The 26356-nt window shown below is 60.4% G+C and carries 23 protein-coding genes; 10 read left to right on the top strand and 13 right to left on the bottom strand.

Annotated elements, in window-relative coordinates; translation table 11 throughout:
* The first annotated feature begins 31 nt into the window (after positions 1-31).
* From cyoB to AKL27_RS02560, 6 genes are read left to right on the top strand one after another with little or no spacing between them, the layout of a single operon-like run.
* Positions 32-2035, top strand: a complete 2004-nt coding sequence (cyoB, locus tag AKL27_RS02585) for a cytochrome o ubiquinol oxidase subunit I (RefSeq protein ID WP_050461099.1) — start codon at positions 32-34, stop codon at positions 2033-2035.
* Positions 2028-2660: a cytochrome o ubiquinol oxidase subunit III gene (gene cyoC, locus AKL27_RS02580; protein WP_050461097.1), complete on the top strand. Its 633-nt coding sequence runs from the start codon at positions 2028-2030 to the stop codon at positions 2658-2660. The genes cyoB and cyoC overlap by 8 nt, the downstream gene beginning before the upstream one ends.
* Positions 2657-3094 (top strand): cytochrome o ubiquinol oxidase subunit IV, encoded by a 438-nt coding sequence (gene cyoD / locus AKL27_RS02575; RefSeq protein WP_050461096.1) that lies wholly within the window; start codon positions 2657-2659, stop codon positions 3092-3094. Before cyoC ends, cyoD begins: the two co-directional genes overlap by 4 nt.
* Complete coding sequence (locus tag AKL27_RS02570) at positions 3091-3915, top strand: SURF1 family protein (protein ID WP_050461095.1); 825 nt, start codon at positions 3091-3093, stop codon at positions 3913-3915. The genes cyoD and AKL27_RS02570 overlap by 4 nt, the downstream gene beginning before the upstream one ends.
* Positions 3916-3941: 26 nt before the next feature.
* The gene (locus tag AKL27_RS02565; RefSeq protein WP_050461094.1) at positions 3942-5285 is read left to right on the top strand and encodes an ATP-binding protein; all 1344 of its coding nucleotides are present in this window, start codon (positions 3942-3944) and stop codon (positions 5283-5285) included.
* Entirely contained in the window at positions 5275-5811 is a 537-nt protein-coding gene (locus tag AKL27_RS02560; protein WP_050461091.1) for a response regulator transcription factor, read from the top strand. Before AKL27_RS02565 ends, AKL27_RS02560 begins: the two co-directional genes overlap by 11 nt.
* 101 nt (positions 5812-5912) lie before the next feature.
* Here the strand turns inward: AKL27_RS02560 and AKL27_RS02555 are convergent, their stop codons facing one another.
* On the bottom strand, positions 5913-7622 hold the full coding sequence (locus AKL27_RS02555) for a carboxylesterase/lipase family protein (RefSeq protein ID WP_232310876.1): 1710 nt from the start codon (positions 7620-7622) through the stop codon (positions 5913-5915).
* Between the two features lie 536 nt (positions 7623-8158).
* Between AKL27_RS02555 and AKL27_RS02550 the strand changes: the two genes are divergently transcribed.
* Both AKL27_RS02550 and AKL27_RS02545 read left to right on the top strand, forming a co-directional pair.
* A complete protein-coding gene (locus AKL27_RS02550) occupies positions 8159-8794 on the top strand; it encodes an outer membrane beta-barrel protein (protein WP_050461089.1) in 636 nt (211 codons plus the stop codon).
* A 165-nt stretch (positions 8795-8959) separates the two neighbouring features.
* Positions 8960-9226 carry a hypothetical protein gene (locus AKL27_RS02545; RefSeq protein WP_050461088.1) on the top strand — a complete coding sequence of 89 codons (267 nt, stop codon included), beginning with the start codon at positions 8960-8962 and terminating at the stop codon, positions 9224-9226.
* A 192-nt stretch (positions 9227-9418) separates the two neighbouring features.
* On the opposite strand, the gene AKL27_RS02540 is transcribed toward AKL27_RS02545, so the two are convergent.
* Entirely contained in the window at positions 9419-9772 is a 354-nt protein-coding gene (locus tag AKL27_RS02540) for a hypothetical protein (RefSeq protein ID WP_157056758.1), read from the bottom strand.
* A 424-nt stretch (positions 9773-10196) separates the two neighbouring features.
* On the opposite strand from AKL27_RS02540, the gene AKL27_RS02535 reads away from it, so the two are divergent.
* On the top strand, positions 10197-10871 hold the full coding sequence (locus AKL27_RS02535) for a DUF1120 domain-containing protein (RefSeq protein WP_083438819.1): 675 nt from the start codon (positions 10197-10199) through the stop codon (positions 10869-10871).
* Between the two features lie 187 nt (positions 10872-11058).
* Here the strand turns inward: AKL27_RS02535 and AKL27_RS02530 are convergent, their stop codons facing one another.
* From AKL27_RS02530 to AKL27_RS02485, 10 genes are all read right to left on the bottom strand, one after another.
* A complete protein-coding gene (locus AKL27_RS02530) occupies positions 11059-11883 on the bottom strand; it encodes a universal stress protein (RefSeq protein ID WP_050461084.1) in 825 nt (274 codons plus the stop codon).
* Positions 11884-12050: 167 nt separating this feature from the next.
* The gene (locus AKL27_RS02525; RefSeq protein WP_050461168.1) at positions 12051-13250 is read right to left on the bottom strand and encodes an acetate/propionate family kinase; all 1200 of its coding nucleotides are present in this window, start codon (positions 13248-13250) and stop codon (positions 12051-12053) included.
* A gap of 11 nt (positions 13251-13261) precedes the next feature.
* Positions 13262-14713, bottom strand: coding sequence for a bifunctional enoyl-CoA hydratase/phosphate acetyltransferase (locus AKL27_RS02520; RefSeq protein WP_050461166.1), 1452 nt, complete (start codon positions 14711-14713; stop codon positions 13262-13264).
* Between the two features lie 2 nt (positions 14714-14715).
* A complete protein-coding gene (locus AKL27_RS02515; RefSeq protein ID WP_050461082.1) occupies positions 14716-15135 on the bottom strand; it encodes a hypothetical protein in 420 nt (139 codons plus the stop codon).
* Positions 15136-15171: 36 nt separating this feature from the next.
* Positions 15172-16299, bottom strand: coding sequence for an ABC transporter permease (locus tag AKL27_RS02510; RefSeq protein ID WP_050461081.1), 1128 nt, complete (start codon positions 16297-16299; stop codon positions 15172-15174).
* Between the two features lie 19 nt (positions 16300-16318).
* A complete protein-coding gene (gene rbbA, locus AKL27_RS02505) occupies positions 16319-19051 on the bottom strand; it encodes a ribosome-associated ATPase/putative transporter RbbA (RefSeq protein ID WP_157056763.1) in 2733 nt (910 codons plus the stop codon).
* A gap of 29 nt (positions 19052-19080) precedes the next feature.
* Positions 19081-20154 (bottom strand): HlyD family secretion protein, encoded by a 1074-nt coding sequence (locus AKL27_RS02500; RefSeq protein WP_050461076.1) that lies wholly within the window; start codon positions 20152-20154, stop codon positions 19081-19083.
* A complete protein-coding gene (locus AKL27_RS02495; RefSeq protein ID WP_408609750.1) occupies positions 20151-21632 on the bottom strand; it encodes an efflux transporter outer membrane subunit in 1482 nt (493 codons plus the stop codon). The genes AKL27_RS02500 and AKL27_RS02495 overlap by 4 nt, the downstream gene beginning before the upstream one ends.
* Complete coding sequence (gene fabI, locus AKL27_RS02490; protein ID WP_050461074.1) at positions 21607-22374, bottom strand: enoyl-ACP reductase FabI; 768 nt, start codon at positions 22372-22374, stop codon at positions 21607-21609. Before fabI ends, AKL27_RS02495 begins: the two co-directional genes overlap by 26 nt.
* A gap of 1 nt (position 22375) precedes the next feature.
* The gene (locus AKL27_RS02485; protein WP_083438818.1) at positions 22376-24181 is read right to left on the bottom strand and encodes a PHA/PHB synthase family protein; all 1806 of its coding nucleotides are present in this window, start codon (positions 24179-24181) and stop codon (positions 22376-22378) included.
* A gap of 201 nt (positions 24182-24382) precedes the next feature.
* Here AKL27_RS02485 and AKL27_RS02480 point away from each other — a divergent pair, with 201 nt between their 5' ends.
* Complete coding sequence (locus AKL27_RS02480; protein WP_157056757.1) at positions 24383-25048, top strand: TetR/AcrR family transcriptional regulator; 666 nt, start codon at positions 24383-24385, stop codon at positions 25046-25048.
* Here the strand turns inward: AKL27_RS02480 and AKL27_RS02475 are convergent.
* Entirely contained in the window at positions 25045-26352 is a 1308-nt protein-coding gene (locus AKL27_RS02475; RefSeq protein WP_050461071.1) for an NRAMP family divalent metal transporter, read from the bottom strand. The two genes, AKL27_RS02480 and AKL27_RS02475, sit on opposite strands and share 4 nt — an antisense overlap.
* Between the last annotated feature and the right edge of the window lie 4 nt (positions 26353-26356).

The following is a 26356-nucleotide window of genomic DNA, read 5'->3' as shown; positions in this document are numbered from 1 at the left end:
CCGCATTTCCCTTCTTTTCCGGAAAGTAACGATGCTAGACAATATTGATCTGACCAAGCTGATTTTCGGCCGTCTGACCTGGGATGCGATTCCCTTTCATGAACCGATTCTCTTGTTCACCTTCATCGGGGTCGCCATTGGCGGCATCGCGGTACTCGGCGCGTTGACCTATTACCGCTTGTGGGGCCCGTTGTGGCGCGACTGGTTTACCAGTATCGATCACAAGAAAATCGGCATCATGTATGTGGTGTTCGGTATTGTCATGCTGCTGCGCGGCTTTGCCGATGCGCTGATGATGCGTGCCCAGCAGGCCATGGCTTTCGGCGATTCGGCCGGCTTCCTGCCGCCGCACCATTACGACCAGATTTTCACGGCGCACGGCGTGATCATGATTTTCTTCGTCGCCATGCCGCTGGTGACCGGTCTCATGAACTACGTGGTGCCGCTGCAGATCGGTGCGCGCGACGTGGCGTTCCCGTTCCTCAACAACTTCAGCTTCTGGATGACTGCCTTTGGCGGCGGCCTGGTGATGGCGTCGCTGTTCGTCGGTGAATTCGCACGTACCGGCTGGCTGGCGTATCCGCCGCTGTCGGGCATCCTGTCGAGTCCGGACGTGGGGGTCGACTATTACATCTGGGCCTTGCAGATAGCGGGGGTCGGAACGCTGCTATCGGGGGTCAACCTGCTGGTCACCATCATCAAGATGCGTGCACCCGGCATGACCATGATGAAGATGCCGGTCTTCACCTGGACTGCGTTGTGTACCAACGTCCTGATCGTGGCCGCCTTCCCGGTTCTGACAGCCGTGCTCGGCATGCTGTCGCTGGACCGTATCGTCGGCACCAACTTCTTCACCAACGACATGGGCGGCAACGCCATGATGTATGTGAACCTGATCTGGATCTGGGGTCACCCCGAGGTTTACATTCTGATCCTGCCGGCCTTCGGGATTTTCTCGGAAGTGGTGTCCACCTTCTGCAGCAAGCGCCTGTTCGGTTACACCTCGATGGTGTACGCCACCGTGGTGATCACGATCCTGTCGTATCTGGTCTGGCTGCATCACTTCTTCACCATGGGCTCGGGGGCCAGCGTCAACTCGTTCTTCGGCATCACCACGATGATCATCTCGATCCCGACCGGGGCCAAGATTTTCAACTGGCTGTTTACCATGTACCGTGGCCGCATCCGCTTTGAAGTCCCCATGCTGTGGACCATCGGTTTCATGATCACCTTCGTCATCGGTGGCATGACCGGCGTGCTGCTGGCGGTGCCACCAGCCGACTTCGTATTGCACAACAGCCTGTTCCTGATTGCCCACTTCCACAACGTGATCATCGGCGGTGTGTTGTTCGGCATGTTTGCCGGTATCAACTACTGGTTCCCGAAAGCCTTCGGTTACAAGCTCGACGATTTCTGGGGCAAGTGCTGCTTCTGGTTCTGGACCATCGGTTTCTACGTGGCCTTCATGCCGCTGTATGTGCTGGGCCTGATGGGTGTAACGCGTCGTCTCAGCCATTTCGTCGATCCGTCGCTGAAAATCTGGTTTGAGATTGCCGCCTTCGGCGCCGTGCTGATCCTGTTCGGTATCATTTCCTTCATCATCCAGCTGGTGGTCAGCTATCGCCGTCGCGATCAGTTGCGCGATACCACTGGTGATCCATGGGGTGGCCGTACGCTGGAGTGGTCGACTTCGTCGCCGCCGCCGGATTACAACTTCGCCTTTACGCCGAAGGTGTACGACAACGATGCCTGGGCCGATATGAAAAAGCAGGGATATCAGCGTCCGCTGAAGGGCTTCACCAAGATTCACATGCCGAAGAATACGGCGGCCGGCATCATCATCGCCGCCCTGAGCGCAGCCTGCGGCTTCGCCCTGATCTGGCAAATGTGGCTGGTGGCCGGTCTCGGTTTCGTCGCCATGGTGGCAGCCGTGATTGCCCATACATTCAACTACAACCGCGATTACTACATTCCGGTCGACGACGTCGTCCGTACTGAAGCCATTCGCACACGCCTGCTGGATAGCCATGTCTGAGATCAATACTTCCGCCGGCGTGCTGGACGCCGACCCCAGCGCGCGCTTCTATGTGCGCGAGCACCATCCTGAAAACGGCACCTTGCTCGGCTTCTGGCTGTACCTGATGAGCGACTGTCTGGTGTTCGCCTGCCTGTTCGCGACCTACGCCGTCCTCGGCCGCAACTATGCCGGCGGTCCGACCGGCGCCGAACTGTTCGACCTGCCGCTGGTGGCGATGAATACCGCGCTGCTGTTGCTGTCGTCGATCACCTATGGTTTCGCCATGCTGGAAATGGCGCGCCGTCGTCTGAACCCGACCATCGCCTGGCTGATCGTTACCGGTTTGCTCGGCGCCTGCTTCATCGGCCTCGAACTGTATGAGTTTGCCCATTTGATCCACGAAGGCGCAGGCCCGCAACGCAGCGGTTTCCTGACCTCGTTCTTCGCGCTGGTGGCAACCCACGGCCTGCACGTCAGCTTCGGCATCATCTGGCTGGTCACGCTGTTGTTCCAGCTCAAGCGCCATGGTCTGACCGCAGCCAATAACCGTCGCCTGATGTGCCTGTCGATGTTCTGGCACTTTCTGGACGTGGTCTGGATCGGCGTCTTCACCTTTGTCTATCTGATGGGAGTATTGCCATGAGCGCGCATCAAGAACATCCGGCGCATGATGATCATGGCCACCATGACGATCACATGCACGCCGATCACGGCAGCTTCAAGAGTTACATGACCGGTTTCGTGCTGGCGGTGATCCTGACGGCCATTCCGTTCTGGCTGGTGATGGGCAAGGTATTCGACAAATCGAGCACCACCGGCATGGTGTTGCTGGGATTGGCGGCGGTGCAGATCGTGGTGCACATGGTGTACTTCCTGCACATGAATACCAAGTCCGAAGGCGGCTGGACCATGCTGGGACTGATCTTTACCATCATGATCGTGGTCATCATGCTGGCTGGTTCGCTGTGGGTGATGTATCACCTGAATCACAACATGATGCCGAGCATGATGCATGAAACCGTGCCGGAATCGATGCATGACATGAACAATATGCCCTCCATGCCGAACATGAAATGAGTCCGGCCCCCCACCGCAGTGCAGATGGCATTGCGCCGTCTGCACCGGTGCGGCGTTCACGCCGCACGCTGATCTTGCTGCTGGCGTGCGCGGGCATCTTGTTGGCGGGATTGCTCGGACTCGGTACCTGGCAACTCAAGCGACTGCAATGGAAGCTTGATCTGATCGAACGGGTGCAGCAACGGGTGCATGCAGCACCGGTAGCGGCACCCGATCCGGCGCACTGGTCGCAGATCAGTGCCGCCAATGATGAATACCGGCGCGTGCGCGTCAGTGGCGTGTTCCTCGATGCATTGAGTACCAAAGTGCAAGCCGTGACCGATCTCGGCAGCGGCTTCTGGCTCATGACGCCATTGCGCAGTGCCGACGGCAGCATCACGCTGATCAATCGCGGCTACATTCCGGCCGGCGCGGCGGCTGAAGTCAGTGCGGCACCGGCCGGCATCACCAGCGTCAGTGGTCTGCTGCGCATGAGCGAGCCGGGCGGCGGCTTTCTGCGGCACAACGATGCCGCCGGCAATCGCTGGTTCTCGCGCGATGCGGCTGCCATTGCCGCCGCGCACGGATTGCAACAGGTGGCGCCATACTTCATCGATGCCGCCGCCAGTGCGCCGGTGGCTGGCGACAACGCGCAAATACGTTATCCGGCGGGTGGTTTGACCGTCATTTCCTTCCATAACAATCATTTGGTTTATGCTCTCACCTGGTACGCACTGGCGTTGATGCTGACAGGAGCCGCTTGTTGGCTGGTGCGCGAGGATCGCAAACAGCGGCAACCGTTGTCTGAAGGCAAGGGCGCCGCTGCCGGTCCGGGTGATTGATTTCTGAATGAGTGAAAACAGGGAAGATGGCAAGTAAAGCAGAAACAGCGCTCGATCTGCTGGGGCGAGGGATTGCAGCAAGCCGGAGTGCCTCCGGCGCCGGTCATCAAAATATGTTGCAACTGATTCAGTTGCGCTGGCTGGCGGTGATCGGCCAGATCACCACGATTGCCATTGTCATTCTCGGCTTCGATATCCGGTTGCCATTGCCGCACATGCTGGAAGTGCTGGCGTGTCTGGTCGCGTTCAATATCGCCAGCCATCTGCGCTGGCAGGAACGCACCGTGGTCACCAATCGCGAATTGTTCCTGGCCTTGCTGGTGGATGTCGCCACGCTGACCGCGCAACTCTACCTGAGCGGCGGCACCACCAATCCATTCGCCTTCCTGTATCTGTTGCAAGTGATCCTGAGTGCAGTGCTGCTGGAGGCCTGGTCGACCTGGACCATCGTCGCCATCACCAGCGCCTGTCTGGTCGGACTGTCGCTGTTCTCGGAGCCGCTGGCCTTGCATCCCGGCCCCGACAACGGTTTGTCGCCGCTGTATCTGCTCGGCATGCTGTTCTGCTTTGTCCTGAATGCCGCCTTGCTGGTGATCCTGATTACCCGCATCAGCCGCAATCAGCGCGCCGCCGATACCCAACTGGCCGACTTGAAGCAGCGCGCCGCCGAAGAAGATCACATCGTGCGCATGGGCTTGCTGGCTTCCGGGGCGGCGCATGAACTGGGTACGCCGCTGGCGACCTTGTCGGTGATTCTGGGCGACTGGCGGCGCATGCCGGAATTCAGCCGCAATCCGGTATTGCAGGAAGAAATTGCCGAGATGCAGACGCAGTTGCAGCGCTGCAAGACGATTGTCAGCGGCATTCTGCTGTCGGCCGGTGAAGCGCGTGGCGAATCTTCGGTCAAGACCACCATTCATACCTTTCTCGACGATCTGGTGCAAGAATTCCGCGATACGCGGCCGGTGGTGGCATTCGAATATGAAAACCGCATCGGTCAGGATTTGCCGGTGGTGTTTGATTCGGCACTCAAGCAAATGATTTGCAACGTGCTCGACAATGCGCTGGAAGCGTCGCCGTTGTGGCTGCGGCTGGAAGCCTGGCAGCAGGATGAGGCGCTGCTGCTGCTGGTGGCCGACGCCGGCCCCGGCTTTGCGGCACCGATGCTGGCGCAGCTCGGCAAGCCCTATCAATCGAGCAAGGGTAAAACCGGCGGCGGGCTGGGCTTGTTCTTTGTGGTGAATGTGGCGCGCAAGCTCGGCGGCACGGTCACTGCGCGCAATCCCGATATCGGTGGCGCCGAAGTGTTGTTGAATCTGCCGCTGAGCGCGATTCGTCTGGAACAGGAAGGAGACAGCGATGTCGCTTAACCGCCTGTTGCTGATCATCGAAGACGATGCCGCCTTCGCCCGCACGCTGGGCCGTTCGTTCGAGCGGCGCGGCTATACCGTGTTGCTGGCCAACAGTTATGACGCCGCAGCGACACTGCTGCGGCATCACTCGCCCGGTTATGCGGTGGTCGATCTCAAGCTCGACGGCAATACCTCCGGGCTGGCGTGCGTGCAAATGCTGGTCAAGCACGATCCCAAGATGCTGATCGTGGTGTTGACCGGTTTCGCCAGCATCACCACCGCAGTCGAAGCCATCAAGCTGGGTGCCCGGCAGTATCTGGCCAAGCCATCGAATACCGACGATATCGAAGCCGCCTTCGGCCACGTCGCCGGTAACGTGGAAGTCGAAGTCGGTACCCGTGTGACGTCGATCAAGACGCTCGAATGGGAGCGCATCCACGAAGTGCTGGTGGAGACCGAATTCAATATTTCGGAAACCGCGCGCCGCCTCGGCATGCACCGCCGCACGCTGGCACGCAAGCTGGAAAAGCAGCGCATCAAATAATCTGCCGTGACTTTTCGCAGCACGTAAAAAAGGCTTCCTGATCAGGAAGCCTTTTTTACGTCACCGGCGCATATCGCTGCGTGCCTCAGTCGCCGTCAGGCTCAGTCACGCGTAAACGACACCGGGAAACTGTACTCATACAACGGCACTGCCGCAAATGCCGCGCGCGCCTTGGCCGCCGGATCAGCCGCCGCACGCCAGCTCTGGCCGAGCAGGGCAGTGGTGCGATTGGTCGCCGTGTAAGGCGTCCAGCCGGGAACGGCCGCGGTGACCGGATTGCCGGTGCGGGCAAACTGGGCCCAGATGGCACCGATGCGGTCGCGCACCTGCAACTGATCGGGGCTGTCCTGAATCAATGGCCGTGCCGCCTCAAGCGTACCGAAAATGAATGGCACTTCGGAAGTATGCGGCGAACCCAGCACGCCGTTGCGGGCCGGCGATTTCCAGTCGAATTCATAGGCATAGACCGGCGCTGCGTTTTGCGCGCTCTGACGATCGGCCACCGCCAGTGTCGGCAAGCGATAGTTGTAATCGCCGGCGATGGCGATCAACAATTCGCTCGGCGACGCTGTGCTGTTGTTGTCACGGTAAGCGCCGATCAAGCGTTTGGTATCGGCATCATTGAGACGGATGAAGCGCTGGATGCGTTTGTGCACCTGTTCTTGCGTCAAGGAGAAATTGCGCGGATCGGCGGCCAGAAAGAAGGTCGCTTCCTGCGCCGCATTGCCGATCAGCAGCGGAATATTGGCTGCCAGCGGTGATGCCTTGGGATCGAACGGATCTTGCGCAAACACCACGCCGTCCAGCGTCGGCCGGAATTCGCTGGCGCCGCCAGTGGCGGCAGTGACCTTGCCGAACGCGGCAATCAATTGTTCCACCGGCACATCGCGCAGACGTCCGGCATTGGCCGACGTCAGACCGAATTCACGCAACAAGGCATGGCCGGCGCGCGCTGCGGCATCCGGTTGCGCCAGGCGCCAGGCGCCCGAACCGCTTTGCACCACAGCCCGCTGAATCAAACCGCGCGCTGCCGGCACACCGAGCAGGGCAGTCACTTTGGCGGCGCCGCCGGATTGTCCGAATACGGTGATGTTGCCGGCATCGCCGCCGAAGGCTTCGGCATTGGCCTTGACCCATTGCAATGCCGCTACCTGATCCAGCACACCGGTGTTGGCCGACTCTGGCGACAGTTGGTCAGCATGTTCGCCGGTGTATAACGACCCCAGCACATTGAGGCGATGATTGATCGACACCACGACCACATCCTGCGCCTTGGCCAGATGACTGCCGTCGAAACCGGCCGAGGTGCCGGCACCAGCCGAGAACGCCCCGCCGTGCAACCACACCAGAATCGGACGGCGCTTGTTGTCACGCAGTGCCGGCGTAAAAATCGACAGTGACAGGCAATCTTCGCTGGCGGCGATATCCGACCAATACCAGGCAAATTCGACCGGGCTGCCGCCCTTGAGTTGCGGTGCCGACGCGCCGCCGGCCGTGGCATCGCGCACGCCAGCCCATGGCGCGCGTGGCTGCGGCGCACGAAAACGGTTGGCACCGGCAGTGCTGGCTGCATACGGTACACCCTTGAAGGCATACACGCCTTGGGCCTGCACGCCGCGCACACGACCGAGCGTGGTTTCCGCCAACGGCTCTGCACTGCTTCCCGACACCGCGCTGGCGCACGCCGACAGTGCACCGGCGCTGGCAATGATGGCGCCGGTAGCGGCGGTGTTGGTCAGAAAGCGACGACGTGAAAGGGAAGGTGTCGCAGAAAGCGAAGCGGAATGCAGATCAGCGGGAATGGATGACACGAATAAATCCTTGAACAAAATTGATAAAAAACTAAGAGGGCGCGCGCCACTGGTTTGGCTCCGGCGCTGACGATGATTGGACAGCGTGCGCCGGGCAGAGGCGTGACCGCAAGCAGAGGGGATGGATAGTAGAGAAATTGCGCTGGCAAGACTACGAATCTTCTCTTCTATCGGTATGCAAAAAATCGTTAAGGCAATCCGCAATTTGAAATTAACGCTAGCCGATTTTGGTTGTTTTTCTATTTCGATTAAGTTGTCATTTTAATAAAATTGCGCCTCCAACGCGATTCGAAATTCAAATCTTGTCTTGAGGTCCCGAACATGAAAATCGCTGCGGCAATCGTTATCACCATCGCTCCCGTCCCGTCGAATTTCAGGTACCCCGCCGGCAACCAGAAGCAAACAGATGCAGCAGAACGGATCAAGTTCGCGGCTTGAGTTCCGGCCCCTGCGCATCGCAGAAATTCGGTCGGACGGGAAAACCTGACGATACGTTCATCAGGTCCACATTCATCTATTTCAGAAAGAAAACAGCAATGAAATTTCCGCATATCCGATGCAATAAGCGCTTCAGTAAAACCTTGTCGCTGGGCGTGTTGTGCGCCGTAGCGGCGGGCAGCAGTGTGGCTGCCAGTGAGCAAGATCAGTCAGGCTGGTATCTCGGGACCGGGATTGGTTATTCGACGATCAGTCCGAAACTGGATAACCCGAAGCTGGAACAGAATTCCTCGCAGAAGAAAAACAATGCCGGCTTCAAATTGTATGGCGGCTATCAGTTCAACCAAAACTGGGCGCTCGAAACCCAGTACATCCATCTCGGCAAGTACAAGGCTGACGGCACGGGGCCGATGAAAGGTATAACGGCAGACATCAAGGTGCAAGGCATCGCTGTAAATGGTGTCGGCAGCTACTATTTCGGCGAAGATTTTTCTGTTTTCGGCAAACTTGGTGTCATGCTGAGCAAGATGGATTCGAAATCCTCGGGTCCCCGTTCCCGGTTTTCCGAAAAACGAATAAGCACCGTACCTCTGCTGGGTGTCGGCGTCGAGTACAAGCTGACGCCACAATTGGCATTGCGTGCCGAGTATGAATACTATGGGCAACAAAAAATCGACAATGAAGTCAAGGTCCGTACCGACATGGCCACACTGGGCCTGCGCTATCGCTTCTGATTTTTTCGCGTCAATCTGCCGCAGCAGTCTTCGCGGCAGACGCCAAAGCCTCCCGTTACCGTTACCGTAACCGGGCCCGGGAGGCTTTGCACAACTGCACACTACGGAATACACTCCACGTGTTATCGCCATCTCTGAACGTCAATATGAAATTGGACAGATAGCATGGAAAAGAAAGTCTACGCACCGGCCGAGCTGGAAATGATTGCCAAGAATGCCACCTGCGCCGCACTGGCCGCGCACCTTGATCAATTGCCGCCGGACTGGCAAATCGCCGATTGCCTGACGCTGCGTCACGTCACGGGTGCCGGTAAAGCCGGTTTCGAATTCTATCTGCCGGCCAGAGACCCGCGTGCACCGGAAATATTCAGCTGCGCGCAGGTGGACCAGCTGACAGGTGAGGTTGCCGTGGAAGTGTTTGTGTCGTCTTGACACTGCCGGCAGAGCAATCCCGCATCGCGAATGCAAACGCCACGACCACCAGCTGGCAGTAATATCTCGTTTTCCCGTTGCAACAGTTCCTTGGTCCTGATTGTCAGGTGAGCCGTGCTTTGATAATGGCATGGCAGTCCATTCAATATCCTCCGCAACAGCAGCCCTCGCATGCTCGGAATTTTGCCGGAATTATGCGCGCTCATGCGCCAGCACGATGGTGATGTGACGTGCATGATGGCCGGAGGGTGTTGCATTGCCCATGTCAGCAACAAGATGCGCAGCATCCGGAGGTCCGCACCGCCGATCTTCCCCCTCCATGGCCTGCATTTCCTGATAAGCACACAGCGCCCGCTGGCGATAGGCCGCGGAGAATTGCGGCAACGGTTGCCGGGCCGGTGCCGTGGCTTGGGTATTCGCGCAAACACGCGTTGCGCTGGCAGGCGTGGATGGCGGCATGACGACCGGCTTTTCGTCGGGACGCGTGAGCCATGCTACCAGCAGCGGCAGAAGCGGGATCAGCCACATAAAAAGAAGAATTTGCATACGCCAGGACACCGGAAAGTGAAGATGTATCCAGTGTGGCGAAGCGCTCGTGCGGCAGCTACGAGAAAAATCTCAAAATGATGTTGGTGTGCGCAAGACAGTTGCGTCGCCTCTTTCGATGCGCAAGCGAACAGGCCGTGATGCGCCAGAATGATGGCCGTATTGCCCTCCGTTTAGATCCATGCCACCGCGACCGCAAGGGAGAGATCGAAGCCCGGTACGGCGAGCCCGGCCTGCAAACGGTTGTCACTGATCGAAGTGTTGTCGCGGATTGCGAGAAAACTTTTTTCTGCGAATTCGCATTTTGCGCGCCATTTTCCCCTCATTCATGTTGATCGCAAGCCACGGTCTGCAAAATAAAAATGTTTCCATATGGAAGCAAATGGGCATGTGTCCATAGCAATCCAAATCTTTAAAGGAAAACATGATGAAAAATCTTGCTCGCGTATCTATTCTTGCCAGTGCCTTGCTGACTGTATTTTCGGCTCATGCAGCCAAGCAAGCCGAACTGAAAGTCACCGGCGTAATCAGTCCTCCTTCCTGCGATATTACACTCGGCGCAAATGGCATCGTCGATTACGGGGTTATTTCACCCTCTTCGCTGAGCAGGGGTGCCTATACCAGGCATGAAAGAAAGGACGTTTCGTTCGCCATTACGTGCAATGCAAAAATCCGAATGGCCTTGAAGACCATCGATAACCGGGCATCATCGGTCGTCTCCGGCGTTTCCGGCACTGCTGCCCCTGACGACTGGATTTATGGTTTGGGTACAGTGGGTGCAAGCAAGGTCGGTGGCTATATGATGTTCATGCCGCGCAACGTGATTACCACCGACAATGAACCCGCCACGCAGATCTTTTCGGTCAATGGCGGTGCGTGGATCGACACCGGTGCGGTATCGGCAACTACCGGCAGCGGCATGCTCGGCAAAGACCGGCGTTTCTCCTGGGCGGCGGCAGGCACCACTGTACCGTTCGCAGCGCAGACCGTAAGTGGCACCATTTCTGTCAGAGCCTATCTGAACAAGCCGGAAAATCTGCCACTGACACAAGACGTTCCGCTGGATGGTTCTGTGACCCTTGAAGTGCTTTATCTGTAAGGCAGGTATCAGGTCTCTCGATCTGCTGCAAACACGGCCTTGACATCAAGGTGTCGGCAATAAAGTCTGTTCCCCGCCACGCGTGTTTCGGTGCATTGCTGCCAGCAGCTTGCGCGATACAGGCGAGGCGGCGCTTCATTTCTCGTTATCGATTGCCATCGACCATACCAACGTGCTGCCGGCCAACTTAATGCGACATTAACACTGGCACCGTCATGGTTCTGAGAACCGTGAGCGTGACGCCGCCCAGCAAGACTTCACGGAAACGGGTGTGGCCATAGCCGCCCATCACGATCAGATCGCTGCCTTTGTCGGCGGCCAGCGAGAGCAGGGCGTTGCCGATATCGAGTTCGGTGGTTTCCTGTGCGACTTCAACACGGATGCCATGGCGCGCCAGATACAGGCCGATATCGGCACCCGGTTGCTGGCCGTGGGCATCGTCGCTGGCGGAGGGATTGAACAGCGCCACCGTCACCGAACGTGCCCGTTTCAAGAGCGGAATCGCACTGGTGATGGCGCGCGTGGCTTCCATGCTGCCGTCCCAGGCAATCAGGACATGGCGGCCGATGTGTTCGAATTTGCCGGCATAGGGAATCATCAGGACCGGGCGCGCGCAATTGAGCATGACATATTCCGGCAAGTCGCCGGCGTCGCCGATACTGCGCTCGCCGAAATCTTCCTGGCTGACCACTACCAGATCGCTGTAGCGCGCCTGCAGCGCCAGGGCGCTGGCCGGGTCGTCATCGATCAGACGCCGTTCATACGAATGCACCCCGAGCCGGCGCGCGATTTCATCGAACTGGTCCAGCGCCTGACCGGCCTGTTGGCGCAGGGTATCGATGACCGAGCCGACGAAAGCGGCGCCATCCGAGTAAATGTAGCGCGAGATGCCGGTGGCGGCGGTGCCGACCAGATGCGCTTCCTGGGCAATCGCCAGTTCGGCTGCGGCCTTGATTCTGGCTGCTGCATGGCTGGACTGATCGACGTGTACCAGAATGGTTTTGTATGTCATGAGGTCACCTTTGACGAAACAGATGCGGACCGGCCCGCGGCACGGCGCTGCCGCCTTGCAGTGTGAGGCGCGCAGCGGTTACCTGCATCATCTGCCGGTTTCGGGCCGGCCGGATTGATCCAGGTCAATTGCAGCGCAAACACGCTGCCGGCGCCGACTTCCCTGTGTCAGTGGTGTTGTTGTACGGTCAGCAACTGACGGGCGTGTGAGGCGGCAATCCATTCTTCATTGGTGGCTTCCACCGCCACCAGCGGTTGTCGTCCGCTGCGCGAAATGACGGCGGCGTTGCCGGCATTGGCGACGTTATCGAGACCGATGCCGAGAAAGCACAGGGCGTGGCAGATGCGGCTGCGTATTTCGGCATTGTTTTCGCCGATACCGGCAGTGAAGACCAGCAAGTCGAGACCGCCGAGCACGGCGGTCAGGGCGCCGATTTCACGGACGATGCGGCGCACATACAAATCGAGAGCATCGCGCACCGCCGGATTATCTTGTTCCTGCTGCAACAGGATGCGCGGATCGGAAGACACTCCGGACACGCCGAGCAGACCCGACTCGCGATACAGCAACTGGCCGATCTGTTGCGGCGTCTGCTTTTCGATTTCCAGCAGATACAAGACTGCGCCGGGGTCGAGAGTGCCGCAGCGGGTGCCCATCATCAGGCCATCGAGGGCGGAAAAGCCCATGGTGGTGGCGACACTGCGCAAGTCTTGCATGGCGCACAGGCTGGCACCGCTGCCGAGATGGGCGACGATGGTTTTGCCACGGGCGGCATCGCCATAGCGTTCCGCCAGCACCAGTGACTGGTATTCATACGACAAGCCATGAAAACCGTAGCGCCGCAAGCCACGGTCCCAGGCCGCTTGCGGCAGCGGCAACATTTGCTCGACGCGCGGTACGGTGTGGTGAAACGCGGTATCGAAACAAGCTACCTGCGGCAATTCCGGATGCGAGTTCAGCAAGGCTTCAATCGCTTCCAGCGCAAACGGCTGGTGCAACGGTGCCAGCGGGATATAGCTGCGCAAATCTTCCAGCACCGCATGATCGACCCGCACCGGCGCAAAATATTTGGCGCCACCATGCACTACGCGATGGGCAATGCTGAGCAGCCGGCTGCCGGTGTGCGTCAGATAGGCCAGCACCTCGGTGCGGATGGCGCCGAGCGCATCGTGGTAGGGATTTTCCGCAGACAGGGTCAAGGCGCTGGTGGCGCTGCCGTGAATCTCCAGCACCGCGTTGTGGCTACCGATGCCGTCCGCCTTGCCGCGCCAGATTGCCTGTCGTGCCAACTGCTCAGGACCGGCTTCGAACAAGCCGAACTTGATGCTTGAGGAACCGCAGTTGAGTACCAGAATCAATTCATTCATCTGCGGATCGCTCATGGCGGCGTGCCCCGGTAACGATGCGCCAGCAGCAAGGCCAGCGCGCAGGACGCGATGCGGCTTTCGCGCGAGTCGGCGCGACTGGTCAGTACAATCGGCAAGCGTGCGCCGAGTACGATACCGGCGCTGGCGGCGTGGCCCATGTATTCCAGTTGCTTGGCCAGCATGTTGCCGCTCTCCAGATCGGGCACCACCAGAATGTCGGCTTGGCCGGCCACTTCCGAGACGATGCCCTTGATGCGCGCGGCAGTGGCCGACACCGCATTGTCAAACGCCAGCGGTCCGTCGAGGATGGCGCCGCTGATCTGACCGCGTTCCGCCATCTTGCACAACACGGCGGCATCGAGTGTGGCCGGCATGGCCGGATTGACGGTTTCGACCGCCGCCAGAATCGCCACTCGTGGCCGGGCGACGCCAATCGCATGCGCCAGGTCGATGGCGTTGCGGATGATGTCGGCCTTGTGATCGAGGGTGGGGGCGATATTGATGGCGGCATCGGTGATGATGAACGGGCGCGGATAGGCCGGGGTCTGCATCAGGAAACAGTGGCTGATGCGGCGCTTGGTGCGCAGCGCCACACAGCCGGTCACTGCCGACATCAGTTCATCGGTGTGCAGGCTGCCTTTCATCAGCACTTCAACTTCACCCTGCAAGGCCATTTCCACTGCGCGTGCGGCAGCAGCATGGCTGTGCGGCACATCCTCTATGCGCAAACCGGAAATGTCGAGGCCGGCAGCAGCAGCCACTCCCAGCAGCTTCTCGCGCGGCGCCACCAGCACCGGCACGATCAGGCCGGCGGCGTGCGCGTCGAGCGCGCCCGACAGGCTCAGCGCATCGCAGGGATGTACCACGGCGGTGACGACTGCCGCCAGCGGCCGTACATGGTTGAGCAACAATTGCACGCCGCCGTTCTGATCGTTGCTGGTCAGGCGCACTTCCGGCAGCGTGGTGCGGGCACGCACGATGGCCTCGGTGGGCGCGATCACTTCAGCCTCACCGGAGATCACCGTGACGCCATCCTGATTGACACACAGGCATGCCAGTTTTACATGTTTCTTGAGCGGCTCAAGGCTGGTCACGGTAGCGCTGGTGGTCAGCGTGTCGCCGATATGCACCGGCGCCACAAATTTGAGCGTCTGGTTCAGATAAATCGTACCCGGCCCCGGCAGTTGCGTACCCAGCACCGCCGAAATCAGCGCGCCGCCATACATGCCGTGCGCGATCACGCCATGGAAACGGGTATGCGCGGCAAAGTCGGGGTCCAGATGCTGCGGATTGGCATCGCCCGACAACACAGCGAACAGTTTGATGTCGTCGGCGCTCAGGGTACGCACAATTCGGGCTGAATCGCCGATGGCGAGTTCATCGAATACGCGGTTGCGGATCAGGCCGAGATCGTCGGCCTGAAGCTCGGCAGCGGGTAGTGCAGAGGCAGCGGTAGTTGTCATCATCATCGTGTGCGGCGGCTGCGTGGTTTGGCTGGCGTTGATGCGGCGGGCGGCGTCGCCGGGGCCTGACCGGCATCCGGCAAGCCGGCGCCGGCCTGCAATTCTTCCCACGCTTTGCGGTATTCGGCATACAAGGCGGTCTGGCTGTTGATGGCGGTTTGCGCCACCCCTTGCAATACTGCCATGCGTTCCTGAACGTTGTGCCAGCCGGCCATCGGCGCCAGCAAGGCCAGGCTGTTCCAGTCCTTGGCTTCCCGCAACTGCGCCATTTCGGCTTGTCGCAGGCGGATGTCTTCTTGCGCGATCTGGGTGCACAGGCGCATCCATTGTTCTTGATTCTCTTGCAACAGCTGTGCCGAACGCAGCCAGAAGTCGAGATGAGTGCGGCAAGCCGAGAACGGCAAATCGTTAGCGGAGGTCATGGTGATTCCTTCCAGTAAAGAGCAACAGAGAAACAACTAGGCCATTTGTGCAATGGTCTTGCGAAAGCGCCCCAGTGAAGCGGCAAACAGCAGGGCGCCGATAAGCATGATCGCCAACAGTTGCGGCCAGATGACATCGATGCCGGCGCCGCGATACAGAATGGCTTGTCCGGCGGCCACGAAATGGGTGGTCGGCGCTGCCAGCATCAGGTCTTGCACCAGCGCCGGCATGCTTTCGCGTGGTGTGGTACCGCCCGACAGCATTTGCAAGGGTAACAGCACCAATACCAGCAGCATACCGAATTGCGGCATGCTGCGCGCCAGTGTCGCCAGAAAAATGCCCATCGAGGTGGTGGCAAACAGATGCAACGCGGCAACCAGTGCAAACAGCGCAATCGAACCGCGCACCGGCACTTGCAGCGCGCCCTGCACGATAAACACCAGTGCCGCCAGCGCCGCCAGCAATACCACCAGTCCCATTGACCACACCTTGGCCAGCATGATTTGCGCGGGTGTCACCGGCATTACCAGCAAATGTTCGATGGTGCCGTGTTCGCGTTCGCGGATCAGCGCCGCCCCGGTCAGGATGATGGACAGCATGGTGACGTTGTTGATGATTTCCATCAGCGATCCGAACCAGGATTGTTCCAGGTTGGGATTGAAGCGCATGCGCAATTCAAGATCGACCGGCAGACTGACGCCGTTGCGGTGACGTTGCAGAAATTCACTGACTTCGCCGGCCACGATTTGCTGGATATAGCCGTTGCCGGTAAACGCCTGGCTCATGCGGGTGGCGTCCACATTGAGCTGGATTGCCGGGGTGCGGCCGGCCAGGGTATTGCGCTGGTAGTCGGGCGGGATGTCGAGCACGAAGGTGTAATCGCCGTTATCCAGACCGGCATCGGCTTGCGCCGGATTGACCAGCGCCGGGGTCTTGAAATGCGGCGGATAAAAACCGGATGCAATGCGTGCCGACAACGGCGACGCATCCTGATCGATGATGGCGATGGCGGCATTGTGCAGACTTTCCGGCATGGCGGTGGCGGCGACATAGATCGACAGCGAAAAGGTGTAGACGATCAGTACCAGCATGATCGGATCGCGCAGCAGGCTCCACAATTCCTTGATGCCGAGCCGGTAGATGTGGTTGAGGGCAGTGCGCATGATCAGGATTCCTGCATGATTAAGACTCCTGCTTTTTGAGCAAGGCCACCGACAGACCGAGAATCACCGGCGCGGCCAGCAACAGCGGCCAGAAGGCATTGCCGAGGCTGCTGAAGTCGAGCGCCTTGTTGAAAACGCCGCGACTGATGGTCAGGAAGTGGGTGGCCGGATAAATCCGGCCGATCAGCGCGCCGATGCCTTCCAGTGACGACACCGGATTGAGCAGGCCGGCAAACTGCACACAGGGAATGATGGTGCCGATCATGGTCACGAACAGCGCCGCAATCTGACTGTTGGTGAAGGTCGATGCCAGCAGGCCGAAGCCGGTCGAGCAGACCACGAAGATCAGCGCCGCCGCCGTCAGGGTCAGGAAACTGCCTTTCACCGGCACGCCAAATACCGTGACCGCCAGCAGCGTCAGCAACAGGAAGTTGAGCATGCCGAGCACGATGTAGGGCAGTTGTTTGCCGAGCAGGAATTCGGCCCGCGTCACCGGCGTCACGTACAGGTTGAGAATGGAGCCGAGTTCCTTTTCCCGCACCACCGAGAGCGCGGTCAGCATGGCCGGAATCATCATCAGCAACAATGGGATCACCGCCGGAATCATGGCCGGCAGGCTCTTGACGTCAGGATTGTAGCGATAGCGGGTTTCGATGGTGCCGGCGCTGGCATTGCTGATGCCGAGCCGGTGCAAGGCCATGTCGGCCAGCCAGGTCTGGTGCATGGCCTGCACGTAACCGCGTGTGGTTTCCGCGCGCAACGGCATGGCACCGTCGACCCAGGCGCCGATAGCCACTTTGCCGCCGCGTTCGATATCGCGTCCGAAACCGGGCGGGATTTCAATTGCCAGTGCCAGTTCGCCGTTGCGCATGCGGCGGTCGAGGTCGGCGTAATCGCTCAGCGGCGCATGTTCAATGAAATAGCGCGAGCCCGACATGTTCAGGGCGTAACTTTGACTCAATGCGGTCTGATCGCGATCCAGCACGGCATACGACAGATTCTCGACATCCATGTTGATGCCGTAGCCGATGATGAACATCAGGATCGCCGTGCCCAGCAGCGCCAGCGTGGCGCGTACCGGATCGCGTTGCAATTCCAGCGTTTCGCGGCGGGTGTAGCTGAGGGCGCGCGTCAAACTGTGACGCCAGCGCTGCCCGGCCATGGCCGCCGCCGGTGCGGCCTCGACCGTCGTCATGGCCGGTGCGGCAGGCGTGGCAGGTGCAGGGGCGGTGCCGGCCGCCCGTTGCAGATAAGCGATGAATGCCTGTTCCAGCGTGGCGCAACCGCTGTCCTGCACCAGCGCCGCCGGGGCAGCGCTGACCAGCACGCGGCCGGCATGCATCAGCGAGATGCGGTCGCAGCGTTCGGCTTCATTCATGAAATGGGTGGAGATGAAAATGGTGACGCGGTCGTGCCGCGCCAGATCAATCATCAGTTGCCAAAACAGGTCGCGCGCCACCGGATCGACGCCGGAAGTCGGTTCATCCAGAATCAGCAAATCCGGTTTGTGCACCATCGCCACTGCCAGCGACAAGCGCTGACGGATTCCGAGCGGCAATTGCTCGGGCAGCGTATCAAGCACTTGCTCAAGATTGAAGCGGCTTGCCATCTCTTGCACGCGTCCGGCGATCTCGGCTTGCGGCACGCTGAACAAGCGCGCATGCAGCACCAGATTCTGTTGCACCGTCAATTCGCCGTAGAGCGAAAATGCCTGCGACATGTAGCCGACGCGGCGGCGTGTCGCCATGTCGCGCGGATCAACCACGCGTCCGAACAAGGAAGCCTGACCGGCGCTGGCAGGCAGCAAACCGGTCAGCATTTTCATGGTGGTCGATTTGCCGCAACCGTTGGAGCCGAGAAAGCCGAAAATCTCGCCGCGCCGGATACGGAAATCGACATTGTCGACGGCTACAAAGTCTCCGAAGCGCATGGTCAGGCCCTTGGCTTCGATAGCGATTTCATCGTCGGCACCGGCGGCCAGCGGCGGAATGCTGACGGCATGATGCTGACGCCGTTTGTGTTCCGGCAACAAGGCGATGAAGGCGGCTTCCAGCGATGTCGTGGCGGTGCGCTGATGTAATTCCTGCGGCGTGCCGGTGGCCAGAATCTGGCCGTCATCCATCGCCACCAGCCAGTCGAAGCGGTCGGCTTCTTCCATATAGGCAGTGGCGACGATCACGCTCATGCCGGGCCGCTGGCCGCGAATCTGTTGGATCAGGTCCCAGAACTGGGCGCGCGACAAGGGATCGACGCCGGTGGTCGGTTCATCCAGAATCAGCAGATCGGGATCATGAATCAGTGCGCAGCACAGACCCAGCTTTTGTTTCATGCCGCCCGACAGTTTGCCGGCCGGGCGCGCCAGAAAGCCGGACAGACCGGTGCTGGCGGTCAGGCTGTCAATGCGGCGCCGGCGTTCGGCGCTGCCGTGGCCGAACAGGCGGCCAAAGAATTGCAGGTTTTCTTCGACCGACAAGGTGGGATAGAGATTCTTGCCGAGGCCTTGCGGCATATAGGCGATGCGCGGGCAGACCGCATCGCGGTGCTGTTTTTCGCGCATGTCGCCACCCAGTACCTCAACCGTGCCTTGCTGTACCGCGCGCGCACCTGCCAGCAGCGACAGCAGGCTCGATTTGCCGACGCCGTCCGGCCCGATCAAACCGACCATGCGCGCCGCCGGCACTGCCAGCGTGATATCGCTCAACGCCGCGACCTTGCCGTAGTGCTGGCTGACATGACGCACGCTGGCGACCATGCCGCCAGTATCTGCTGCGGATATTGGCGTCACTGCGAAACCTTGACCGCCAGCGCTTCAGGCCACAGTGCCTGGCCATCGAGCTTGACCCAGGCCACGCCGGGCAAGCCGGTCTTGACCAGTTTCAGATGTTGCTGCAACAAGGCCGGGTCGATCTGGGCCTTGACGCGGAACATCAGTTTTTGCCGTTCGCTGGCGGTTTCCACGGTCTTCGGCGTGAACTGGGCGGTGCTGGCGACGAACGAGACCCGCGCCGGGATCACATACTGCGGCGCGGCGTCCAGTATCAGATGCACTTCGCTGCCCAGCGCCAGCTTGCCGGCGGCAGTTTCGGGGACGAAGAAGGTCATGTAGACATCGCTGAGGTCGACCAGATTGAGTACCTTGCCGCCGCTGCCGAGCACTTCGCCCGGTTGCGCAATCCGGTATTGCACGCGGCCGGCGCGCGGCGCCACCAGTGCGCCATCGGTGAGATCGACTTCAATCCGGGCAATCGTGGCCTGCACCGCCGTCACGCTGGCGCGTGCGCCGCTGACCTGGGTGCGGGCGGCATCGATTGCAGTACGCGCGGCAGCGGCCTGCGCCTGCGCCGCATTCAGCGCGGCTTGCAAGCTGCGCACGCGGGCCCGGTCATCATCGACTTCCTGTTCTGACGACGCGCCTTCGCGCACCAGTGTTTCGGAACGCGCCAGCCGCCGTTGCGCGGCATCGAGTTCACTGGCACGCTGGGTCACCACCGCCAGCGCCGCCTGATGGTCGCTTTGGCGCATTGCCACCAGCGCTTCGGCACTGGCCACGCTGGCCAGTGCCTGCTGTTGCTGGGCGCGTGCTTCGTCGCGCTGGGCGCTCAGCGATTGCACTTGCATGCGCGCCAATACCTGGCCGGCGCTGACGAAGTCGCCTTCGTTGACCAGCACCTCTTGCAAACGCCCCGGCAACTTGGCGGCGACATCGATTTCAGTCGCTTCGATACGGCCGTTGCCACTGGCAAAGCCGGCTCCGGGACCGGTCGGGTGAGTGCGCCACCAGGCATAACTGGCAGCGGCGACCAGCAGTGCGGCGAGCGCCGTTGCCAGCAGTTTCTTGGTGCGGGAAGACATCATGATGGATTGCCTGGAGTCGGAAGAGGATGGGTTGCAGCATGGCCGCCATCACCGCCGAGTGCGGTGTACAGGCTGACGTTGCTGGACAGGACGGCGCGCTGCACCTGCACCAGTTGCTGCTCGGCGATGAGCAGGTCGCGCTGGGCGTCGAGCACATCGAGAAAAGGCGCGGCGCCGTTGTCGTAACGCAATTGCGACAAGCGTGCGCGTTCACGCTGCACGCGCAAGGCATTGCCGGCAATCTCCAATTGCCGGGTCAGCCAGAGTCGCGCCGACAAGGCATCGGCGACATCGCGAAACGCGCCCTGGATGGTTTTTTCATAGGCGGCGACGGCGCTGTCACGGCGCGCCTCGGCCAGACTGAGGTTGTCGCGGCGGCGACCGCCATCGAACAGCGGCAATGCAATGTTCGGGGAAAATATCCAGGCCCGGCTGCCGCTGCCAAACAAACCACTGAGTTCGGCGCTGGCAGTGCCGATGGAGCCGGTCAGCGCAATGCGCGGGAAAAACGCTGCGCGGGCGGCACCGATATTGGCATTGGCCGCCTTGAGCTGATGTTCGGCGGCGACGATGTCGGGCCGCTGTTCCAGCAAGGCCGAGGGCAATCCGGCCGGCACCGGCGGCAAGGGCGTATCGGGCAGCGCGGCATCGGCGCTCAGCGACGGCGCCGGCAAGTCCGGCGTGGCGCCGATCAGCAATTGCAGGGCGTGGCGTTTGCTGTCGCGTTCCTGTTGCAGTTGTACGGTCAGCGATTGTGCCTGAATCAACAAGGTTTCGACCTGGGTCAGATTCAGACGTGAGGTGGAACCGACTTCTACCCGGCGCGAAAAAATCCGGTAACTTTCCTGGCGCGTCGCCAGCGTGCGCTGCGCCAACGCAATGCGTTGATCCAGTTCGCGCAGATCAAGCCAGCTTTGCGCCACTTGGGCGATCAGCGTCACGGTGGCGGCGCGTTGCATGGCGTCGCTGGCAAGATATTCTTCGAGCGCGGCGTCGCGCAAGCTGCGCACGCGGCCCCAGAAATCCAGTTCCCAACTGGCCAGACCCAAGCCAACCTGATACTGGCTGGCGATTACCGGTTGTTGCGTCAGATTCAGATCGCCCGGTACCCTGGACCGATCCAGCCCGGCTTGCGCGCCGATGGCCGGAAACAGGTCGGCGCGCTGGATGCCATACGTGGCGCGCGCCTGTTCCACGCGCAAGACGGCGATCCGCACATCACGATTATTGCGCAGCGCCTGTTCAATCAGCGCCTGCAATTTCGGATCGCTGAAGAAGGTACGCCAGCCGGCCAGCGCGGCTGGTACCGGTGCCGGGGCGGCGGCGTCATACTGTGCCGGCACCGGCAGCGCCGGCCGCACATAGTCCGGCGCCATCGAACTGCAACCGGCCACCAGCATGGCGACGACAGACAACGGCAGTGCTGCTGTACGAAATGACATCATGCCGTGTTCACCCCAGAATGTGATAACCGGCATCGACATACAAGGTGTCGCCGGTAATGGAACGGGCGCCGTCGCTGACCAGGAAGGTGCACAAGGCGCCGACATCATCGATATCGACCAGCCGTCGCAGTGGCGCCCGGCGCGCGGCGTCGTCCAGCAACTGATCAAAATCGGCCAGGCCGGACGCAGCACGGGTCGCCAGTGGCCCCGGCGACACGGCGCTGACGCGGATGCCCTTGGGGCCGAGTTCGGTGGCCATGTAGCGCACGCTGGCTTCGAGTGCTGCCTTGACCGGACCCATCAGCCCGTAATTGGCAATCACTTCGTCGGCGCCGAGATAGCTCATGGTCAGCAGGCAGCCGCCATTGCGCATCAAGGGTTCGGCCAGCCGCGCCATGCGCATGAAGGAGTGACAAGAAATATCCATCGCGCGGGCGAAGCCGGCCGCCGAGCTGTCGGTGACACGCGCGTGCAAATCCTCTGCCGGAGCGAAGGCAATCGAATGCAGGATGAAATCGAGCTGTCCCCATTGTTGTTCGATGGCGGCAAACACGGCTTCCATCTGACCGTCTTGCTCGACATCGAGCGGCATCGCAAGCACGGCGTCCAGTTGCTGCGCCAGCGGCGCTACATACGGTTCGGCTTTGTCATTGAGCCAGGTCACGGCCAATTCCGCGCCGGCAGCGTGAAAGGCGCGTGCGCAGCCCCAGGCGATGCTGTGTTGATTGGCGATGCCGACCACCAATCCCTTTTTTCCTTGCAGTGATGGCAGCATCTTATTTCTCCATGATGTAAGAACCGGGCGCGGGCGCCAGCGGCGGGTAGGCGTGATTGCCCAGTGACGGCGGCTTGACTTTGGCGCCGGAGTGCGCGGCCAGCCATGCCTGCCACGCCGGCCACCATGAGCCGTCATGCTGCGGCGCCTTGGCTTGCCATTGTTCCGACGGCATATACACCGCGCCGGCCTTGCGTTGCATCAATTGATATTGGCGATGCGGCTTGCCCGGCGGGCTGACGATGCCGGCGTTATGGCCGCCGCTGGTGAGGACGAAGGTGATCTCGGCCGGGCTCAGATAATGCAATTTGTAGACCGAACGCCATGGCGCTACATGATCGGTGAGGGTGCCGACCATGAACGTCGGCAGCACGATATCGCTGAGCGCCACCGGTTTGCCGTTGACCGGATAACGGCCTTCGCTGAGATCGTCATTGAGAAACAGGCGGCGCAGGTATTGCGAATGCATGCGCGCCGGCATGCGCGTGGCATCGGCATTCCAGGCCATCAGATTGTTCATGCTGCCGGTTTCGCCCTGCAGATATTTCTTGACCAGTTGTGACCACAGCAAGTCATACGAACGCAGCATTTGAAATGCGCCGGCCATTTGTTCGGCTTTCAATACGCCGGCTTCGGCCATCTGTGCTTCCAGCAAACTGACCTGGCTTTCGTCGATGAACAAGCCGATCTCGCCGGGTTCATTGAAATCGGTCTGCGCTGCCAGCATGGTCAGTGTCGCCAGCCGGTGGTCGCCATCGCGCGCCATGGCGGCAGCGGCAATCGCCAGCAGGGTACCGCCCAGACAGTAACCGACGCCATGCACGCGGCGCTTCGGCACCATCGCCGATACTGCATCCAGCGCCGCATGAAAGCCGCTTTGCAGATAATCATCCATGCCCAGATCGCGTTCGGCCGGGCCGGGGTTTTTCCAGGAAATGCAAAAGACGGTATGGCCTTGCTGCACCAGATAGTTGATCAGCGAATCGGTGGCCGACAAATCGAGAATGTAATACTTCATGATCCAGGCCGGCACGATCAGGACCGGCTCCGGATAGACCTTGGCGGCAGTGCTTGCCGGCGCATATTGCAATAATTCCATCAGTTGATTTTTCAGCACCACCTGGCCCGGCGTGATAGCCAGCTCGCGGCCCACCGCAAAGCCTTCCGGATCGCTGCGAGGGGCCTGGGACAATTGTTGCTGAATGTCCTGCAATGCCTGCTGTGCACCGCGCACCAGATTTTGCCCGTGTTCGGCGATGGTCTGGCGCAGCACTTCCGGGTTCGACAGCAATTGATTGCCGGGTGAGCACATGTCCAGCAATTGCCGGGCCGCGAATGCGACTTCCTGTTCGTGATGTTTTTCCACGCCCCATATGTCTTGCGTGGCGGCGGCCCACCATTGTTCGGTTTGCAAAAAGGATTGATGCAGCAGATTGAAGGGCCACTGTTGCCATTCAGGCGCGCTGAAGCGGCGGTCGACAATCGGTGCCGCCGCCGTCAGTCGGGTCGCATCCGCGCCGATACTGCCGCCGGCAGAGGCGCTGGCCATGCCATATTGCGTCAGCTGCGCCGCCTGCATCCATGCCAGTTGCAACAGTTCCAGTTGCTTGCCGGGCGAGACCGCCAGATGCATCGCCCAGTCGCTGCCGGCCAGCAGCCCGGATGCAATCGACAGCGAGGATGACAGGCGCGCCAGCGTGGCGTGCACCTGTTGATCGAGTTGGGCGAACTGGCTCGGGGTAGCTGTTGTCGTTGCTGCAACTGCCGGCGGGACTGTTGTACTGGCCTTGGTGCGGGTGCCTGACATGATGGTCCGATCTGAACGAGTGGGTGACGAACGGGTGACTACCTCATGAGTAGCTGATTGCATTGTAGTAACAAGATTTCATCCATGGCTTGATGCAGATCAACTTATCGACCGGCTGGTCGGTATCTACTGTGGAAATTACTTATCAGCCGGTTTTTCTTCATGCCCACCTTGAATGCCATCCTTGCAGACGACTGCAGCATGCCGCGCAAACGCCAGCGCTTGCCAGCGGCGGCGCGGATTGCGCAAATCCTTGACGCCGCCCATATCGAATTTTCGGAACGCGGTTTTGCCGCCGCCCGGATTGACGATATTGCCTGGCGTTGCGGTTTATCGAAGGGCGGAATTTATTGTCATTTCAAAAGCAAGGACGACATTTTCGAAATGTTGCTGGCGCGGCGGCTCAGCTTGCCCGACTTGCATGACATGCCGGCCGCCGCTGGCACCAGTGTCAGGCAATTGGCGCAATGGCTGCTGCAACGGCTGTATGTGGTGCTGGAAGACCCGGCGGCGGTTTCGATGTTGCGCTTGCTGATCGCCGAAAGCACCCGCGTACCGGCGCTGATCAGCGCCTGGCGCCGGAATGTGGTGGAACCGCATCTGGCGGTGCTGGGCATCATGCTGAAGCGGCTGCTTGAAGGCCGGGCAGAGAAGGCCGACAGCATCCTGATCCGCGAACCGTGGTTACTGGTGGCGCCGCTGATCTACGCCATGGTGGCGCAGAGCATTTTCGGCGATAACGCGCCGCACACGATCGATCAGCGGCGCCGGGCGCACCTGGCGTTGCTGATCGAATTGTGGGGCGGTGAGGACGACACGGCGGGATCACCGCCGGCACCGGCGCCGGCGGACGGGCGGCAGTTCTAGACAAAGAAACCCCAGAACATGGCCAGCACTGCCAGCGCCATGACACCGGTGCAAATCCAGCCGAGAATGGTGAGCCGCCGGCTGATCACGAATTTGCCCATGATGTCGCGGCGTCCGGCCATCAGCATCATGACCACCATGATCGGCACCGACATCACGCCGTTGATCACCGCACTCCAGAACAGGGCTTTGATCGGGTCGATCGGCGCAAAGCAGATGGCTACCCCGAGCAAGGTCGCGATCGCGATGATGCTGTAGAACTGTTTGGCGGCTGCCGGTTTGTCTTCCAGGCTGTTTTTCCACTTGAAGGTGCCGGCCATGGCATAGGCAGCCGAGCCGGCCAGTACCGGAATGGCCAGCAAGCCGGTGCCGATGATGCCGGCGCTGAACAGCCAGAACGCGAACTCGCCGGCAATCGGGCGCAATGCCGTGGCGGCCTGGGACGAAGTCTGGATGTCGGTCAGGCCATGCATGTTGAGCGTGACCGCGGTGGTCAGCATGATGAAAAAGGCGATGATATTGGAAAACGCCATGCCGATGATGGTATCGATCTTGATGCGGCGGAAGTTGGCCGGCGCCTGTTCCGGTGCATCAACCAGGGGCCGCGCCAGCGGCGCCGCGATCAGGTCTTCGACTTCTTGCGACGCTTGCCAGAAAAACAGATAAGGGCTGATGGTGGTGCCGAAGATGGCGACCACCATGGTGATGTATTCCGGTTTCCAGGAAATGGCCGGCACTGCTGCGGCGTGCATCACTTGCAGCCAGGGAATGCGTACCACGAATACGGTGCCGACATAGGCCAGCAAGGCCAGCGTCAGCCATTTGAGTACGCGCACATAACGGTTGTAGGGAATGAATACCTGCAGCAACAGGGAAAATACCCCGAAGCCGACCGCATACAGATGCGACGGCCCGCCGATCAGCAAGGTCAGGGCATCGCCCATGGCGGCCACATCGGCCGCAATGTTGATGGTATTGGCAATCAGCAGCAGGCTGACAATGCCATACAGCAGGGACGCCGGATAATGATGGCGGATATTGGTGGCCAGCCCGCGCCCGCTGACACGGCCGATCTTGGCGCTGATGACCTGAATCCCGACCATCAGCGGGAAGGTCAGAATCACTGTCCACAATGTATTGAAACCGAACTGCGCGCCGGCCTGCGAATAGGTGGCGATGCCGCTGGGGTCATCGTCGGCGGCGCCGGTGATCAGTCCCGGGCCGAGTTTGCCGAGCCAGGAATCTTTGGGCGGACGGCTGGCTTCCTCGCCGGTCGTGGTTGCCTGGTCTGGTGCTGAAATCATCCGT

Source organism: Herbaspirillum autotrophicum, from assembly GCF_001189915.1.
Lineage (GTDB): Bacteria > Pseudomonadota > Gammaproteobacteria > Burkholderiales > Burkholderiaceae_D > Herbaspirillum > Herbaspirillum autotrophicum.
This window is presented reverse-complemented; position numbering and strand designations above follow the sequence as displayed.